14 protein-coding genes are annotated in these 15,392 nt (G+C 73.7%); 5 read left to right on the top strand and 9 right to left on the bottom strand.

All coding sequences use genetic code 11. From position 1 onward, the window contains the following. Window positions 1–208: 208 nt before the first annotated feature. Window positions 209–2,146, top strand: coding sequence for an anthranilate synthase family protein (locus tag ACWD4U_RS02660; RefSeq protein ID WP_363449733.1), 1,938 nt, complete (start codon window positions 209–211; stop codon window positions 2,144–2,146). 33 nt (window positions 2,147–2,179) lie between these two features. Here ACWD4U_RS02660 and ACWD4U_RS02655 read toward each other — a convergent pair whose 3' ends face one another. The 3 genes from ACWD4U_RS02655 to ACWD4U_RS02645 all read right to left on the bottom strand — a co-directional run bounded on the left by ACWD4U_RS02655 (window position 2,180) and on the right by ACWD4U_RS02645 (window position 4,894). Beyond that, a complete protein-coding gene (locus tag ACWD4U_RS02655; protein ID WP_363449731.1) occupies window positions 2,180–2,848 on the bottom strand; it encodes a response regulator transcription factor in 669 nt (222 codons plus the stop codon). Further along, window positions 2,841–3,953 carry a MacS family sensor histidine kinase gene (gene macS, locus ACWD4U_RS02650; RefSeq protein WP_363449834.1) on the bottom strand — a complete coding sequence of 371 codons (1,113 nt, stop codon included), beginning with the start codon at window positions 3,951–3,953 and terminating at the stop codon, window positions 2,841–2,843. The genes ACWD4U_RS02655 and macS overlap by 8 nt, the downstream gene beginning before the upstream one ends. Before the next feature lie 104 nt (window positions 3,954–4,057). Continuing rightward, on the bottom strand, window positions 4,058–4,894 hold the full coding sequence (locus ACWD4U_RS02645; RefSeq protein ID WP_363449832.1) for a lysophospholipid acyltransferase family protein: 837 nt from the start codon (window positions 4,892–4,894) through the stop codon (window positions 4,058–4,060). A 167-nt stretch (window positions 4,895–5,061) separates the two neighbouring features. Between ACWD4U_RS02645 and ACWD4U_RS02640 the strand changes: the two genes are divergently transcribed. Together ACWD4U_RS02640 and ACWD4U_RS02635 are read left to right on the top strand one after the other, a co-directional pair. Next, entirely contained in the window at window positions 5,062–5,841 is a 780-nt protein-coding gene (locus ACWD4U_RS02640; protein WP_363449729.1) for an alpha/beta hydrolase, read from the top strand. 10 nt (window positions 5,842–5,851) lie between these two features. Continuing rightward, entirely contained in the window at window positions 5,852–6,448 is a 597-nt protein-coding gene (locus ACWD4U_RS02635) for a hypothetical protein (RefSeq protein WP_363449727.1), read from the top strand. 23 nt (window positions 6,449–6,471) lie between these two features. Here ACWD4U_RS02635 and ACWD4U_RS02630 read toward each other — a convergent pair whose 3' ends face one another. The 5 genes from ACWD4U_RS02630 to ACWD4U_RS02610 form a co-directional block, all read right to left on the bottom strand. Beyond that, a complete protein-coding gene (locus ACWD4U_RS02630) occupies window positions 6,472–7,230 on the bottom strand; it encodes an endonuclease/exonuclease/phosphatase family protein (protein ID WP_363449725.1) in 759 nt (252 codons plus the stop codon). A 133-nt stretch (window positions 7,231–7,363) separates the two neighbouring features. Further along, complete coding sequence (locus ACWD4U_RS02625) at window positions 7,364–8,305, bottom strand: ROK family glucokinase (protein WP_363449723.1); 942 nt, start codon at window positions 8,303–8,305, stop codon at window positions 7,364–7,366. 196 nt (window positions 8,306–8,501) lie between these two features. Continuing rightward, window positions 8,502–8,780, bottom strand: a complete 279-nt coding sequence (locus tag ACWD4U_RS02620) for a DUF5304 family protein (protein WP_449787077.1) — start codon at window positions 8,778–8,780, stop codon at window positions 8,502–8,504. 33 nt (window positions 8,781–8,813) lie between these two features. Continuing rightward, complete coding sequence (locus tag ACWD4U_RS02615; protein WP_363449721.1) at window positions 8,814–9,980, bottom strand: ArsA family ATPase; 1,167 nt, start codon at window positions 9,978–9,980, stop codon at window positions 8,814–8,816. Between the two features lie 8 nt (window positions 9,981–9,988). Beyond that, window positions 9,989–10,420, bottom strand: a complete 432-nt coding sequence (locus ACWD4U_RS02610; RefSeq protein ID WP_363449719.1) for an SRPBCC family protein — start codon at window positions 10,418–10,420, stop codon at window positions 9,989–9,991. Between the two features lie 246 nt (window positions 10,421–10,666). Here ACWD4U_RS02610 and ACWD4U_RS02605 point away from each other — a divergent pair, with 246 nt between their 5' ends. Next, window positions 10,667–12,463, top strand: a complete 1,797-nt coding sequence (locus tag ACWD4U_RS02605; protein ID WP_363449718.1) for an AMP-dependent synthetase/ligase — start codon at window positions 10,667–10,669, stop codon at window positions 12,461–12,463. A gap of 214 nt (window positions 12,464–12,677) precedes the next feature. On the opposite strand, the gene ACWD4U_RS02600 is transcribed toward ACWD4U_RS02605, so the two are convergent. Continuing rightward, a complete protein-coding gene (locus ACWD4U_RS02600) occupies window positions 12,678–13,820 on the bottom strand; it encodes a glycosyltransferase family 4 protein (protein ID WP_363449716.1) in 1,143 nt (380 codons plus the stop codon). Between the two features lie 204 nt (window positions 13,821–14,024). On the opposite strand from ACWD4U_RS02600, the gene ACWD4U_RS02595 reads away from it, so the two are divergent. Next, the gene (locus tag ACWD4U_RS02595) at window positions 14,025–15,389 is read left to right on the top strand and encodes a glycosyltransferase 87 family protein (RefSeq protein ID WP_363449714.1); all 1,365 of its coding nucleotides are present in this window, start codon (window positions 14,025–14,027) and stop codon (window positions 15,387–15,389) included. The last annotated feature ends 3 nt before the right edge of the window (window positions 15,390–15,392 follow it).

Genomic DNA, 15,392 nt, shown 5'->3' with positions numbered 1-15,392 from the left:
GCATCGGCTATCGTCTGGTCCGTGACCGCGCCGCACACCTTCTCCTGGTGGTGGGCCAGCCCGTTGGGCGGCCCACGGATCGCGCGTCCCTGAGACGACACGACGGCCGCCCTTCGGGGCGGCCGTCGACGTCTGTGTCGAGTGTCACGGCCCTCCCGGAACCGGCGGATACCCCCGCAGCCCACTCCCGGAAGGACCACCCGCAGCCGTGACCACCACCGCCGCCGGCCTGCTCGCCCGGCTCACCGCCCCCGGCGCCCCCGCGTTCGCCCTGCTGCACCGCCGCGCCCCGCGGCTCGCCCCGGACACCGTCGAGCTGCTGCTCGGCGAGGTCGGCGACCACGACACCCTGGCCGACCTCCCGGTACGCCTCGGCGTCCCCGCCGACGGCCCCCGGCACGACCTGCTGGCGCTGGTCCCCTACGCGCAGATCCGCGAGCGCGGCTTCGACGCCCGCCAGGACGGCACCCCGCTGCGGGCGCTGCGGGTCGACGAGCAGTACGCGCTGCCGCTGGCCGACGTGCTGAAGGCGCTGCCCGACGCGCCGGTGGCGCTGCGCGGCGGGGAGTTCGACATCGACGACGAGGAGTACGCCGGGATCGTCCGGCGGGTGATCGACGACGAGATCGGGCGCGGCGAGGGCGCCAACTTCGTGATCCGGCGCGACTTCCACGCCACCCTGGAGGACTTCTCGCCCGCCACCGCGCTGACCCTGTTCCGCCGGCTGCTGGAGCAGGAGCGCGGCGCGTACTGGACCTTCCTGGTGCACACCGGCGACCGGGTGCTGGTCGGCGCCTCCCCGGAGGTCCACGTCCGGCAGTCCGGCGGCACCGTGGTGATGAACCCGATCTCCGGCACCTACCGCTACCCGGCCGGCGGGCCCACCGCCGAGTCGCTGCTGGAGTTCCTGCGCGACCCCAAGGAGCTGGAGGAGCTCACCATGGTGGTCGACGAGGAGCTCAAGATGATGTGCACCGTCGGCGACCTCGGCGGGCAGGTCCTCGGGCCGCGGCTGAAGGAGATGTCGCACCTCGCGCACACCGAGTACGAGCTGCGCGGGCGCACCTCGATGGACGTCCGCGAGGTGCTGAAGGAGACGATGTTCGCCGCCACCGTCACCGGCAGCCCGGTGCAGAACGCCACCCGGGTGATCGACCGGTACGAGCGCGGCGGGCGCGGCTACTACTCCGGGGCGCTCGCCCTGATCGGCCGCTCCGCCAGCGGCGGGCAGCAGTTGGACTCGCCGATCTGCATCCGGGCCGCCGACGTCGACCCGGCGACCGGGGCCCTGGTGGTCCGGGTCGGCGCCACCCTGGTGCGGCACTCCGACCCGCACTCCGAGGTCGCCGAGACCCACGCCAAGGCCGCCGGGGTGCTCTCCGCGATCGGCGCCCGCCCGGCCCGCAGCGGCCAACTCGCCGACGCCCGGCCCCGGTTGGCCGACGACCACCGGGTTCAGGCGGCCCTGGACGCGCGCCGGGCCGGCCTCGCCCCGTTCTGGCTGCGGATGCAGCAGCCCGCCGCCCCGCAGCCGGGGTCGGACACCCTGGTGGTCGACGGCGAGGACACCTTCACCTCGATGCTGGCCCACCTGCTGCGCTCGCTCGGCCACACCGTCACGGTGCTGCGCTACGACACCCCGGCGCTGCGCGAGCGGGTCGCCGCGCACCGCGGCCCGCTGGTCCTCGGCCCCGGACCCGGCGACCCCGCCGACCCGGCCGACCCCAAGATGGCGGTCCTGCGCCCGATCGTCGCCGACGCCCTGGCCGCCGTCCGCACCGGCGAGCGGACCGCCCCGCTGCTCGCGGTCTGCCTCAGCCACCAGCTGCTCTCCGCGCAGCTCGGTCTGCCGTTGGCCCGCAAGGCCGTCCCGTACCAGGGTGCCCAGGAGACCGTCGACCTGTTCGGCGCCCGCCGGACCGTCGGCTTCTACAACACCTTCACCGCCCGCTGCGACGACGACGCCGCCGGGCGGCTGGCCGCCGAGGGCGTCGAGGTGGCCCGCGACCCGCACACCGGGGACGTCCACGCCCTGCGCGGCCCGGGCTTCGCCGCCCTGCAGTTCCACCCCGAGTCGGTGCTGACCCGGGAGGGCGTGCAGATCGTCGCGGACCTGCTGCGCACTGCGGCGGCCGTCCGCGGCTGACCGGTCGGGCCCGGGGCCGGCGCGGCCCCGGGCTCAGCCCAGTTCCTCGTCCAGCCCCTGCTCGATGGCGTACCGGACCAGCTCGACCCGGTTGTGCAACTGCAGCTTGCCGAGGGTGTTCTGGACGTGGTTCTGCACGGTGCGGTGCGAGAGCACCAGCCGGTCGGCGATCTGACGGTACGACAGCCCCTTGGCGACCAGCCGCAGCACCTCGGTCTCGCGCGGGGTGAGCTGCGGTGCCGCGGGAGCCGCGGGGGCGGGCGGTTCGGTGGCCAGGCGGCGGAACTCGCCGAGGACCAGGCCGGCCAGGCCGGGGGTGAAGACCGGGTCGCCGACGGCGGTGCGGCGCACCGCGTCGATCAGCTCCTCGCGGCCGGCGGACTTCACCAGGTAGCCGGTCGCGCCGGACTTCACCGCCTCCAGCACGTCGGCGTGCTCGCCGCTCGCGGAGAGCACCAGCACCCGCACCGCCGGGTCGCCGGCCACCACCCGGCGGCACACCTCGACGCCGGGCAGCGCGGGCAGGTTGAGGTCGAGCACCACCACCTGCGGGGCACTGGCCCGGGCCCGGCGGACCGCCTCCTCGCCGTCGCCGGCGGTCGCGACCACCGCGAACCCCGCCTCGGCGAGGTCCCGGGCGACGCCCTCGCGCCACATCGGGTGGTCGTCCACCACCATCACCCGCACCGGCTGGTCAGCCATCCGTACCCCTCCTCGGCCACCGCAGTTCCACCTCGACGCCCTCGCCGGGCACCGAGTACAGCTCGGCGCTGCCGCCGAGGTCCAGCATCCGGCCGCGGATCGACTGGGAGACGCCGAGCCGCCCGTCGCGCTGCGCCTCGGCCAGCCGGCCGGGCGCCAGACCGGGGCCGTCGTCACGGACCGAGACGGTGACCGCCTCCGGCTCGTCCTCGACCAGGATCCAGGCCCGCGCCGACTCCCCCGCGTGCCGGCGGACGTTGTCGAGGGCGGCGGCCACCGCGGCGGCGAGCTCGGCCGCGACCGCCGCGGGCAGCAGCACCGGGGTGCCGGGCGCGGCCACGGTGACCCGCTCGCCCGCGTGCCGGGAGATCAGCGGGCGCAGGTCCTGCTCCTCGCCGGGCTCGGCCTGTTCGGGCAGCTGAGCCCCCGTCATCAGGGCGCGCAGCGCCCGTTCCTGCTCCCCGGCGAGCCGGCCGAGCTCGGCGCCGTCGCCCTGCTGGCGGTGGACCAGGGCGAGCACCTGCAGCACCCCGTCGTGGATGTCCCGGGAGAGTCGTTCGCGCTCCCGCGTCGCGGCCTCCACCTGCAGCGCGCGGGTGAGCACCGCCTCGCTGGCGCGGGCGAGTTCGATCACGTAGCCGATCGCGCAGCCGGCCACCAGCAGCAGCACGATGTTGTGCAGGTTGTCGGGGGTGATCCCGCCGTGGCCGAAGATGTTGGCCGCGCCGATCACCAGGCCGGCGAAGGCGGCGGGCCGCCAGCCGCCCTTGCCCGCGTAGCCGAGCACCGTGCCGGCGGCCCAGATGGTGGGCAGCGTGGGCGCGCCGCCGTGGATCCGGGCGGGGGTGTCGATGAGGCCGCTCATCACGATGCCGAAGACCGCGAACAGCAGGTCGGTGCCGAGCACCGGCCAGGTGCAGCGCTGCGGTCCGGCGAAGGCCCGGGTGCTGGCCAGCGTCCACAGGGTCAGGGCGCCGAGGTAGATCCAGCCGGAGACCGGGTGCAGGAAGTCGTGGAAGGACGCGAAGTAGCGAAGCACCGCGTAGCCGAGCGCCAGCACCCGGAAGTACCCCATGGCGCGCCACATCGGCAGTTCGACGGACATCCCGCCGGCCGCCACCGCCGAGGCCACCCCCGGCCGCCGCGTCACGCGGCCGCCGGGCGCGGCGACGGGTCTGTGCTCGTTCACCACGCCCCCCTGACGGCCGATCAGGCCCCGGTGTCCTTCTCGGTGCCGCCGTCCTTCTCCGCCTCCGCGGCCTTCTCGGCTTCGGCGGCGGCCTTCTCGGCCTCGGCGGCGGCGGCCTTCTCGGCCTGCTCCGCGGCCTTCTCCGCCTTCTGCTGGGCCTTGCGCTCGGCGTTCTCGGCCTTCTTCTCGTCGGCGAGCTGGCGCTTGGCGGCGGTCGCGTAGATGTCCACGTACTCCTGGCCGGACAGCCGCATGATCTCGTACATCACCTCGTCCGTCACCGAACGCAGGATGAAGCGGTCGTTCTCCATGCCCTGGTAGCGGGAGAAGTCGAGCGGGCGGCCGATCCGGATGCCGGGGCGGACGCCGAAGTTGGGGACCACCTGGCCGGGGGGCTGCACCTTCTCGGTGTCGATCATCGCGACCGGGATCACTGGCGCGCCGGTGGCCAGCGCGACCCGGGCCAGGCCGCCGACCTTGCCGCGGTACAGCTTGCCGTCGGGCGAGCGGGTGCCCTCCGGGTAGACGCCGAACAGCTCGCCGCGCTCGATCACCGCGATGCCGCTGCGGATCGCCGCCTCGCCGGCGCCGCGCGCCCCGGAGCGGTCCACCGGCAGCTGGCCGACGCCCTTGAAGAACGCGGCGGTGAGCCGGCCCTTGATGCCCGGGGTGGTGAAGTACTCGGCCTTCGCGATGAAGGTGACCCGCCGCTTGAGCAGCGCGGGAAGGAAGAAGGAGTCCGAGAAGGACAGGTGGTTGCTGGCGAGGATGGCCGGACCTTCGTCCGGGATGTTGTCCTCGCCCTCCATCCAGGGCCGGAAGAAGATCCGCAGCAGCGGTGCGACGATCATCTTCATCAGTCGGTAGAACAACCGGGGCCTCCTGTTGTGCGGACCGGTCGATCCTAATGCCCCGGCATTGCCGCCCGTGCACCGGCGGGCCGCCCGGAGCGGGCCTCTGTACGGCGCTTCGCCCCCGTGGGACCATCGAGCCACCCTCACCCCGAACCTCCAGGAGACCGTCGATGCCGCTGCTGCCGGGAGCCGAGCCGTTCCGCCGCCAGGGCGGGCCGGTCGGTGTGCTGCTGATCCACGGTTTCACCGGTTCCCCGCAGTCCATGCGCCCCTGGGCGGAACACCTCTCCGAGGCGGGCCTGACCGTCTCCGTCCCGCTGCTCCCCGGCCACGGCACCCGCTGGCAGGACCTGCAGCAGACCCGCTGGGAGGACTGGTACGCCACCGCCGAGGCGGCCTTCGAGGAGCTGGCCGCCGAGTGCGAGCAGGTGTTCGTCTGCGCGCTGTCGATGGGGTGCGCGCTGACCCTGCGGCTGGCCGCCGAACTCGGCGAGCGGATCTCCGGACTGGTGCTCGTCAACCCCTCGGTGCGTTCCGACAACCCCGGGACGGTACTTCTTCCGGTGCTCCGGCACCTGCTGCCGACCCTGCCCGGGGTGGCCGGCGACATCGCGCTGCCGGGCGTCACCGAGGTCGGCTACGACAAGGTCCCGCTGCACGCCGCCTGGTCACTGGCCCGGCTGTGGAAGACCGTTCAGGCGGGAATGCCGAAGGTGGCCCAGCCGGTTCTGCTGTTGCACAGCCCGCAGGACCACGTGGTCTCGCCGCGCAACTCGGCACTGGTGCTCGCCCGGATATCCTCGACCGATGTGACGGAGCTGCTGCTCGACCGCAGCTTCCACGTGGCCACGCTGGACCACGACGCCGGTCTGATCTTCGGGGCGAGCCTCGACTTCGTCCGGCGGCTGGCCCCGGCAGCGGCGGTCGATGCCGGGAACCACTCGGGCTGAAAGGCCGGTTGTGAACGAGACGAGCAAGGCGAACGACGACGAGGACCTGCCCCGCGACGCCGCGGCGTCCGGCGAGCCCACCGCCCAGCCCGCGCCCGATCCTTCGCCGCGCCGTCCCGCCGCGGGCAGCCAGGCCGAACAGGACGAGATCTTCGCCGCGCTGGTCGCCCAGTTCGACGAGCCGGTCGACCTGACCGACCCGGCCTGGCCGGAGGCGGAGAACGTCCGCACCCAGCCCGAGCGTCCGGAGCGCCGCGCCGACCCCGGCCTCAACTCGCTGGCCGGCTTCGCCCCCCGCCCGATCCCGCGCCCCGAGGACGGCCCGCGCAGTTACTCCGTCGCCGAGGACGAGGACGAGGGCCACTTCGTCCCGCCGGAGCCCCCGCCGCTGCCGCCCGCCGACACCACCGCCAAGTTCGCCTGGCTGGCCGTGCTCGGCGGCCCGGCGCTGCTGCTGTTCGACGCGCTGGTCTGGCGCGAGGTCTCCGGCTGGCCGGCCTGGGTCGGCGTGCTCGCCTTCCTCGGCGGCTTCGGCACCCTGGTCGCCCGGATGAAGGACCGCGACGAGGACGAGCCCGACGACCCGCAGGGCGGCGCGGTCGTCTGACCGGCGCCGCCCCGGCGGTGCCGCTACGCGGCCGGGATGCGCAGCGCCGCCAGCACCGGCAGGTGGTCGGTGGCCGCCCGCAGGTCCGCCTCCGACACCCCCGGCAGCGGGTACGGCACGCCGCAGCCGAGCACCTCGACGTCCGGGGTGGTGAACACCCCGTCGATCCGCTGGAACGGGTCGCCCGGCACCGAGGTCTCGGTGCCGCCCCACGGTGCCTTCGCGTGGGCGTCCGTCAGCTCGGCCGCCAGCGCCCGCCAACCCGGGTCCTCCGGGTGCTCGTTGAAGTCGCCCGCGATCACCCCCGGCTCGCCGGGCCGCAGTTGACGCCGCAACAGGGCGAACTGGCGCAGCCGCTCGTCCGGGTCGAGGCTCAGGTGGCAGCTGGTCACCGAGAACGGCCGGCCGCCGCCGATCCGCAGCAGCGCGCCGGCGAAGCCGCGGGCGTGCAGGCCCCGGGTCTTCGGCAGCAGCACGTCGCGCAGTTCCAGCACGTCGACCCGCAGCCGCCCGAGCAGCAGCGGCCCGGCCGCCACCCGCCCGCCGCCGGCCAGGATCACCATCCCGGTCTCGTGCGCGAGCCAGGCCGCCGACTTCTCCGGCTTCCAGTACCGCGGCGACTCCTGCACACAGACCACGTCGGGCTCACAGGCCCGAATCACCCGAGCCACCGCCGCCCGGTCGTCGCGCAACGACCGCACGTTGTAGCTCAGCACCCGCACCCGCCGCGCCCCGTCCGGTTCCACCCCGGACGACGCCAACGCAATCCCAGTGTCCGTCACCTGACAGACAGTAACAGGGACGTACAAGCCGCCGCAGGGCAGCAACCACAGGGGCGCGAGGAACCGCCCGCGCACAGCAAGATCCGCCCGACGAGAGCACTCCCCTCCCCGGGCGGATCCACATGACGATGCGTCAGGTGCGGGCCAGGTCCGCCGCCCCCGCGATCCCCGCCGCCGAACCCATCGACGCCAGCACCACGTTGGCGCGGGGTCGCTGCGGGCCGCCGGTCAGGTAGGTCTCGAACGCGGCGGCCACCGGGTCGAGCAGCAGGCTGCCGGAGTCGGAGACGCCGCCGCCGAGGACGAAGACGCCCGGGTCGAACAGCGCGGCGAGGTCGGCCATGCCGCGGCCGAGCCAGTCGGCGAGCTCGGCGTAGCAGGAGAGGGCCAGCGGGTCGCCCTCCTCCGCGGCCTCGGTGATGTGGATGCCGCGGATGGTCTCGGCGACGCCGTCGTTGAGCTCCAGCATCCGCTTGCCGGCGATCGGGTCGGCCGCGGCCTTCTCCCGGCCGTAGCGGCGCAGCGCCCGCCCGGAGCCGTACTGCTCCCAGCAGCCGTGGCCGCCGCAGCCGCACTCCAGGCCGTCGGGGACCATGTTGAGGTGGCCGATCTCGCCGGCCACGCCGAAGCGACCGCGGTGCAGCCGGCCGTCCAGCACGATGCCGCCGCCGATGCCGGTCCCGACGGTGATCAGGACCATGTCCTCGTAGTCGGCCGCGGCACCGAACCGGAACTCCGCCCACGCCGCGCAGTTGGCGTCGTTCTCGACGACCGTCGGCAGGCCGGTGAGTTCCTCGACGCGCTGCTTGAGGGGCTCGTTCTCCCAGTCGATGTTGGGCGCGAAGATCACGGTGGAGCGGTCCCGGCTGATGAAGCCGGGGGCACCGACGCCGACGGCGGCGACATCGGGGTACTGCTCCTTCAGTTCTCGTACGCCCTGGGCGATGGCGTCGACCGCCCACTGGGGGTCGGCCGGGGTGGGCACCCGGGTCCGGGCCAGAATCTCGCCGGCCTCGTCGACCACACCTGCTGCGATCTTGGTACCGCCGACGTCCACGCCGATGGTCAGAGCCATGTGTCCCTCAGCTATTCACTCGTTCCCGCTCAGCGGAACGGTACCGGCTGAGGGGTGCCCACGTACACAGTCCGGCATACATTATTCGAAGACAATCCGGGAGAGACCGCCCAGACTGCCTTCACAAGTCATATTGACGACGCCATTCCGTGATTGCCTGAGATCATAACGTCACGAAGCCCACGTCGCGGCTTAACTAGTTGTCGGACGCCTCGGCGGGCTCGTCCAGGTCCACCCGCTCGGTCTCGGCGTGTTGGGGCGCCGACCAGCGGCGTTCGTGCCCGGCGACCGCCGCGCGGTAGGCGGCCAGCAGCTCGCCGCCGGCCGCGGCGAGGTGTCCGTACACCTCCGGGTTGGACTCGCGGAGCTTTCCGCCGACCTCCACCGCTTTCACTCCGAGTGCGGTCGCGAACTTCCGCACCTCGTCGACCAGCGGCGCGAAATCTCCGCCCGCACCCGGCTCCTCAGCACCCACCACGCACTCCCTCTCTCGTGTCTCCCGCGCGACTCAGAGCCCGCGCGGCCACAACGCCGGGTCCGGCGCGAACCGCACCGACAGCACCCCGGCGGCCAGTCCCGCCCCGCCGACGGTGCAACGGCGGAGCGCCGACGGGAGTGCCAGGACCCGCCGGTAGGCGCCCACACCGACCACCAACTCGTCGCCGCGGCGCAGCAGTTCGAGTTCCTCACGGTCGGCGCCGGGCAGCGGCAGGTGCCACAGCAGCAGGCCGTCCTCGGCCAGCCGGTCCTCCACCCAGGGATCGGCGGGGGCGGGCGTGGCGGGGTGGCCGGCCGCGTAGAGCTGCTCGGCGAGCGTCTCCAGGGTGCTGTCGGGCTGCCGGGTGGTCAGCAGCGGGACGTCCAACTGCCCGGCAAGCGCTGCGAGTTGCTCGCGCTGCCGGTGGGCGGTGCGGGCCAGCCAGTCGTCCGGGGAGTCCACCGCGGCGGCGGGCAGCGCGCCGTGCGCGACCACCGCGTCCAGGGCCAGGCCGTGCAGCGCGAGGCCGGCCCGGATCCGGGCCAGGCCGCCGGGGTCGGGACGGGCGGCGTCCTGCACCAGCCGGACGGTGGTGCCGGGCGCGGTGATCGCGGCGCGGGCCTCGGCGATGGCGCCCGCCGCGGCGGCCCGGGCCTCGAACAGCCGGTCGGTGGGCATCGACATCCCGGCCACCGCGGCCAGCAGCGGGCGCAGCGCCCGGGCGGCCTGCCGCTGCTCGGGCAGCAGCCGGGTCAGGTAGCGGTCGAGCTGCTCGGGCAGCGCGAGGGTGGCGATCAGTTCGGCGGGCGGCGGGGCGGCGACCACCAGCACCTCGGCGGCGGCCCGGGGCAGCGCGCGCAGCAGGGCGAGGGCGCGGGTGCCGGGCAGCGGGCCGAGCTCCTCGGGGTCGAGCGGTTCGGCGCCGATCAGGTCGAGCGCGGGGGCGAGCTTGTCGCGGTAGCCGTCGAGGGCGGCGCTGAAGGCGGCCTGCTCGTCGATCCGGGCCACCGTCAGGTGCGCGTCGTACCGGACGGGTCGGGGCGTGAGGCGGGCGTCGAGCAGCGCGTCGACGGCGCGGTGCGGGTCGTCGGCGGCCAGCAGCAGGGTGTCGCGGCCCTGCCGGGCGTGCTGCAGTGCGGTGGCGGCCGCGATGCGGGCCGCGTCCGGGCCGCTGACCAGGACGGTACGAGTGGCCACGCGCCCGGTCAGCCCTCGACGCGCTTCTTCAGCCCGGCCAGTGCCCGGTCGATGATGACCTTCTCCGCCTTGCGCTTGATCATGCCGAGCATCGGGATCTTCACGTCCACGGCCAGCTGGTAGGTCACCTCGGTGGCCTTGCCCGCGGGGGCGAGGGTGTAGGAGCCGTCCAGCGAGCGCAGCATCTGGCTGCGGACCAGGGTCCAGCTGACCTCGCGGTCGCCGTCCCAGGTGTAGGCGAGGGCGTGCTCGTCGCGGATCGCGCCGGCGTCCAGCAGCAGCCGGACCTCGGTGGCGCGGCCGTCGGGGCCGCTGGCCAGCACCTCGATCTCCTTCACCTCGCCGGTCCACTCCGGGTAGGCGGCGAAGTCGGCGATGACCGCCATGACCTCGGCCGGGGTGGCGTCGATGACAATGCTCGACCTGGTGTGCTCCGCCATTGCGGCCTCCGCGATCTCCCGTGCTGCTGTACGCCCAGCAGAGGCTATCGCGGGCGGGCGGGTGCGCTTCCCGCCCGGTCCGCCTACCGGCGGGTCACCTGACGACTGCCGTAGGGTTCGTTCCGATCATCCACACCCCGACCTGCGGTGTGACGCTTGGAACAACGAGGCCGACCCCCCTGGCCGAATTCGTCTACCGAGCAGTAACGTCCTGACGTCCCGCAGCGTCGCAGACGAGGAGCAGTCTTGCTCGAGGAGTTCAGCCTTCCGGCCCGCTACCAGGTCCCGAGTGACGGCAACCTCGCCGACCTGGTCCACCAGAACGCGGAGCGGCACCCGGGCGTCGCTGTGCTCAGCCGCAAGACGGACGGGCACTGGCAGGACCTCACCGCCGCCCAGTTCCTCGTCGAGGTGCACGCCGCCGCCAAGGGCCTGATCGCCACCGGCATCGCCCCCGGCGACCGGGTCGCCGTGATGTCCCGCACCCGCTACGAGTGGACCCTGCTGGACTTCGCGATCTGGACCGCCGGCGCGATCACCGTCCCGGTGTACGAGACCTCCTCCGCCGAGCAGGTGCAGTGGATCCTCGGCGACTCCGGCGCGCTCGCCGTGATCACCGAGACCGCCCAGCACGCCGCCGTGGTCGCCGAGGTCCGCGACGCCCTGCCGGAACTCCGGCACACCTGGCAGATCGAGGACGGCGCGATCGCCGCGCTCGCCCTGGCCGGGCAGGACGTCCCCGACGCCGTGATCGAGGAGCGCCGCCGCCTGGCCCGCCCCGACTCGATCGCCACCATCGTCTACACCTCCGGCACCACCGGCCGCCCGAAGGGCTGTCAGCTCACCCACGGCAACTTCCTCTCCGAGCTCGGCAACGTCTGCGCCCGGATGCCCGAGCTGTTCCGCACCGGCGAGTCCTCCGTGCTGCTCTTCCTGCCGCTGGCCCACGTGCTGGGCCGGATCGCCGAGATCGCCGCCGCCATCGCCCCGGTCAAGCTCGGCCACGTCTCCGACATCAAGAACGTCACCGAGGAACTCGGCTCCTTCCGGCCGACCCTGATCCTCGGTGTCCCCCGGGTCTTCGAGAAGGTCTTCAACACCGCCCGCGCCAAGGCCCAGGCCGAGGGCAAGGGCAAGATCTTCGACCGCGCCGCGGACACCGCGATCGCCTACAGCCGCGCCCTCGACGCCGGCGGCCCCTCGCTCGGCCTGCGCCTGCGGCACGCGGTCTTCGACAAGCTGGTCTACGTCAAGCTCCGCAACGCGCTCGGCGGCCGCTGCAACGCCGCCATCTCCGGCGGCGCCCCGCTCGGCGAGCGGCTCGGCCACTTCTACCGCGGCATCGGCTTCCGCGTCCTGGAGGGCTACGGCCTCACCGAGTCCTGCGCCGCCACCGCCTTCAACCCGGACGACAAGCCCAAGATCGGCACCGTCGGCCAGCCGCTGCCCGGCTCCGCGATCCGCATCGCCGAGGACGGCGAGGTCCTGCTGAAGGGCCCGCAGATCTTCACCGGCTACTGGAACAACCCCGCCGCGACCGCCGAGGCCCTCCAGGACGGCTGGTTCGCCACCGGTGACATCGGCACCCTCGACGACGAGGGCTACCTCACCATCACCGGCCGCAAGAAGGAGATCATCGTCACCGCCGGCGGCAAGAACGTCGCCCCCGCGGTGATCGAGGACCGCATCCGCGCCCACGCGATCATCGGCGAGGTCATGGTGGTCGGCGACCGCAAGCCCTTCATCGCCTGCCTGGTCACCGTCGACGACGAGTTCTTCCCGCGCTGGAAGTCCCTCAACGGCAAGCCCGCCGACGCCACCGTCGCCGACCTCCGCGAGGACCCGGACCTGCTCGCCGCCATCCAGGCCGCCGTCGACGACGGCAACCAGGCGGTCTCGCACGCCGAAGCGGTCAAGAAGTTCCGCCTCCTCACCACCGCCTTCACCGAAGCCAGCGGCCACCTCACCCCGTCCCTGAAGCTCAAGCGCAACGTGGTCCTCAAGGACTTCGCAGCGGACGTCGAGGCCCTCTACACCCGCTGACGCCCCGCCAGGGGCGCGGTAACCTGCGCCCCGACCTCGTGCCCCGTCAGGGGCGCTGGGGGTACCTCCCGGCCCCCCTTGGGGCTGGCGGCGGAACTGCGCGCGCAACCACTCCGCTGCCGCAAGATCGCGCCACGGTGCAACTGACCACCCGCAGCGCGATCTTGCTGCCGGGTGCCTTCCGCTGCTCGCAGGTCCCCGAGCCCCTGCTTTGTCACTCCGCAGCCAACAGCCCCGTCAGCCGCTGCGCCAGCATGCCCCAGCGCCAGCTGTCGTGGACCCAGCGCCGCCCCGCCTCGCCGAGCTCGCGGCGCAGCCCCTCGTCCCCGAGCAGTCGCACCAGCCGCTCGGCCAGCACCTCCACTCCCCCCTTGCCGGGCACCACGTAGCCGGTCTCGCCCTCGCGCACCGCGTCCGGCGCCCCGCCGGAGTCGCCGGCCACCACCGGGAGCCCGGTCGCCGAGGCCTCCAGGTAGACGATGCCGAGACCCTCCACGTCGAGGCCGCCCCGGCGCGTGCGGCAGGGCATCGCGAAGACGTCGCCGGCCCCGTAGTGCGCGGGCAGTTCCTCCCACGGCACGGCGCCGGTGAAGACGACCGAGGACCGCACGCCCACCGAGTCGACCAGCTTCTCCAGCTCGGCCCGGTAGGGCCCGCCTCCCACCACCAGCAGCACCGCGTCCGGCACCGCGGCCAGCACCCGCGGCATCGCGGTGATCAGCGTGTCCTGCCCCTTGCGCGGCACCAGCCGCGACACGCACACCACGACGGGCCGGTCGGTCAGCCCGAGCCGGGCCCGCACGGCGTCCCCGCCGGAGTCCGGACGGAACGTCGACTCGTCGACACCGGGCGGCAGTTGCACCATCCGCGCGGCGGCCTCCGGCCCCACCGCCCGGGCGATCCGGGAGCGCGTGTACTCCCCCAGGTAGGTGAGGACGTCGGTGCCCGCGCCGATCCGCCGCAGCAGCTGCGCCGAGCCCGGCAGCTGCGCCCACGCGGCCTCGTGCCCGTGCGTCATCCCCAACAGCCGCCGGGCGCCCGCCTTCCGCAGCGCGGGGGCCATCAGGCCGAGCGGCGCGGCGGCGCCGAACCAGACCGAGGTGCAGCCCTCCGCCCGGAGGATCTCGGCGGCCCGGCGGGTCACCCGGCGGGTGGGCACCATCATCCTGGTGCGGTCGCGGATGACCGGGAACGGCTGCTCGGCGTCGAACTTCGCGACCTCTCTGCCGTCCCGCCAGGTGGAGGCGTACACCACGACGGACCCGGCGGGCTGGCGGACGGCCATGTTGTGGACGAACGCCTGGATGCCGCCCGGCCTGGGCGGGAAGTCGTTGGTGACGATCAGGGTCTTGTGCATGCCGCGGCTCGCTCGGTCGGGGTGGTGCTCGGAGTACCTGTGAGTGGTCCGTACGATAGGTCACCGTGCCCGTTCGCCGGGAACGCGCCCGGGAGGGCCGCCGTTCTGGAAGGCTCGAAGTTCTCATGGACGCCGCCGCAACCGAACCGGTTCCCGGCGGGTCCTAGGTGGTGTCCCGGTGTACGCGACGACCGAAGGAGCGTAGTGGAGTCAGCCCAGGCCGGACGGTCCGGCAGTACCGAGTACCTGGCGCTGTCCACCGCCCCCGGCACCGCGCCGGCCCGCGGGCCGCTGTGGACGCTGGCGGGCGGCTGGCTGGTCTCCCGCACGCTGATCGTGCTGATGCTCGCCGGGGTGCTGCGGATCGCCAGCACCGACGTGACGGCGGACGTCTCGGTGATCTACCACGGCTGGTACGAGGTGCTGCGCACCGGCACCTTCCCGCTGGACGACGTGACCTGGCAGTACCCGCCGGGCGCGGCGCTGGTGATCCTGCTGCCGGGGCTGCTGCCCTGGTCGTACCTGGTGTCGTTCTTCGTGATCTGCGGCGTGGTCGACGCGACGGCGATGGCCCTGCTGATGCGCGCCGGCACCCGCCGGGGCCGCAGCTACCACGGCGCCTGGTACTGGGTGGCGGGCGTGCCGCTGCTCGGGCCGACGGTGTACTGCCGCTACGACATCATCGTGACCGCGCTGGCGATCGTCGGCCTGCTGGCCCTGCTGCGCCGGCCGGCCCTCGGCGGCGTGCTGCTGGGCCTCGGCGGGCTGGTGAAGATCTGGCCGCTGCTGGCGCTGATCGGCACCCCGCGCGGACGGCGCACCCGCCGCTCGTGGACGGCGGCGGCGGCGTTCGCGGCCTCGCTGGGCTTCCTGCTGACGGCGGGGATGAACGGGGCCTTCGAGTTCCTGAAGTTCCAGTCCGAGCGCGGCATCGAGATCGAGTCGCTGGGCGCGCTGCCGCTGCACTTCGCCAAGCTGGCCGGCGCCTGGCACGGCACGGTGACGATGAACTACGGCTCGGTGGAGTTCCTCGGGCCGTGGGTGCCAGTGGTCTCCAAGGTGATGGTGGCGCTGACCGTCGCCGGTTTCGGCTGGCTGCTGGTGTGGCGGCTGCGGGCGGCCCGCTGGACCACCGCGACCACCTACGACGCGGCGCTCTGCGCGCTGCTGATCTTCACCGTGACCAGCCGGGTGATCAGCCCGCAGTACATGATCTGGATCATCGGCCTGGCCGCCGTCTGCCTGACCGCGCGCGGCACCAGCCAGCGCCCGGCGGCCGTGATGGTGCTGGTCACCACGGTGCTGACCACGCTGGAGTTCCCGGTGATGTTCGGCGCGGTCAACCGCAGCGAGCTGCTGGGCGTGCTGGTGCTGACCGCCCGCAACCTGCTGCTGCTGGCCACCACCATCGTGTCGGCGCGCGGCCTGTGGCGCTCCACCCGCCGCCCGGAGGCCGTCACCACCGTGGTCCTGCCCGCCGACCAGGTCGCCCCGCACTACCCGGTCCGCCCGGGCATCGCCTACGAGCAGGACCTGCTGGACGACCTGACCCCGGCCGACCGCACCTGACGG

It is taken from the genome of Kitasatospora sp. NPDC002522, from assembly GCF_053595195.1.
Note: the sequence above shows the minus strand (reverse complement) of the source record. Positions and strands in the feature narration are given on the sequence as shown.

What these genes read in the sequence shown, in the direction of transcription:
- ACWD4U_RS02655 (WP_363449731.1), bottom strand. Translation starts at nt 2,848, where the DNA reads ATGGCTGACCAGCCGGTGCGGGTGATGGTGGTGGACGACCACCCGATG.
- ACWD4U_RS02610 (WP_363449719.1), bottom strand. Translation starts at nt 10,420, where the DNA reads ATGGCGGAGCACACCAGGTCGAGCATTGTCATCGACGCCACCCCGGCC.
- ACWD4U_RS02625 (WP_363449723.1), bottom strand. Translation starts at nt 8,305, where the DNA reads ATGGCTCTGACCATCGGCGTGGACGTCGGCGGTACCAAGATCGCAGCA.
- macS (WP_363449834.1), bottom strand. Translation starts at nt 3,953, where the DNA reads ATGTCCGTCGAACTGCCGATGTGGCGCGCCATGGGGTACTTCCGGGTG.
- ACWD4U_RS02640 (WP_363449729.1), top strand. Translation starts at nt 5,062, where the DNA reads ATGCCGCTGCTGCCGGGAGCCGAGCCGTTCCGCCGCCAGGGCGGGCCG.
- ACWD4U_RS02645 (WP_363449832.1), bottom strand. Translation starts at nt 4,894, where the DNA reads ATGAAGATGATCGTCGCACCGCTGCTGCGGATCTTCTTCCGGCCCTGG.
- ACWD4U_RS02600 (WP_363449716.1), bottom strand. Translation starts at nt 13,820, where the DNA reads ATGCACAAGACCCTGATCGTCACCAACGACTTCCCGCCCAGGCCGGGC.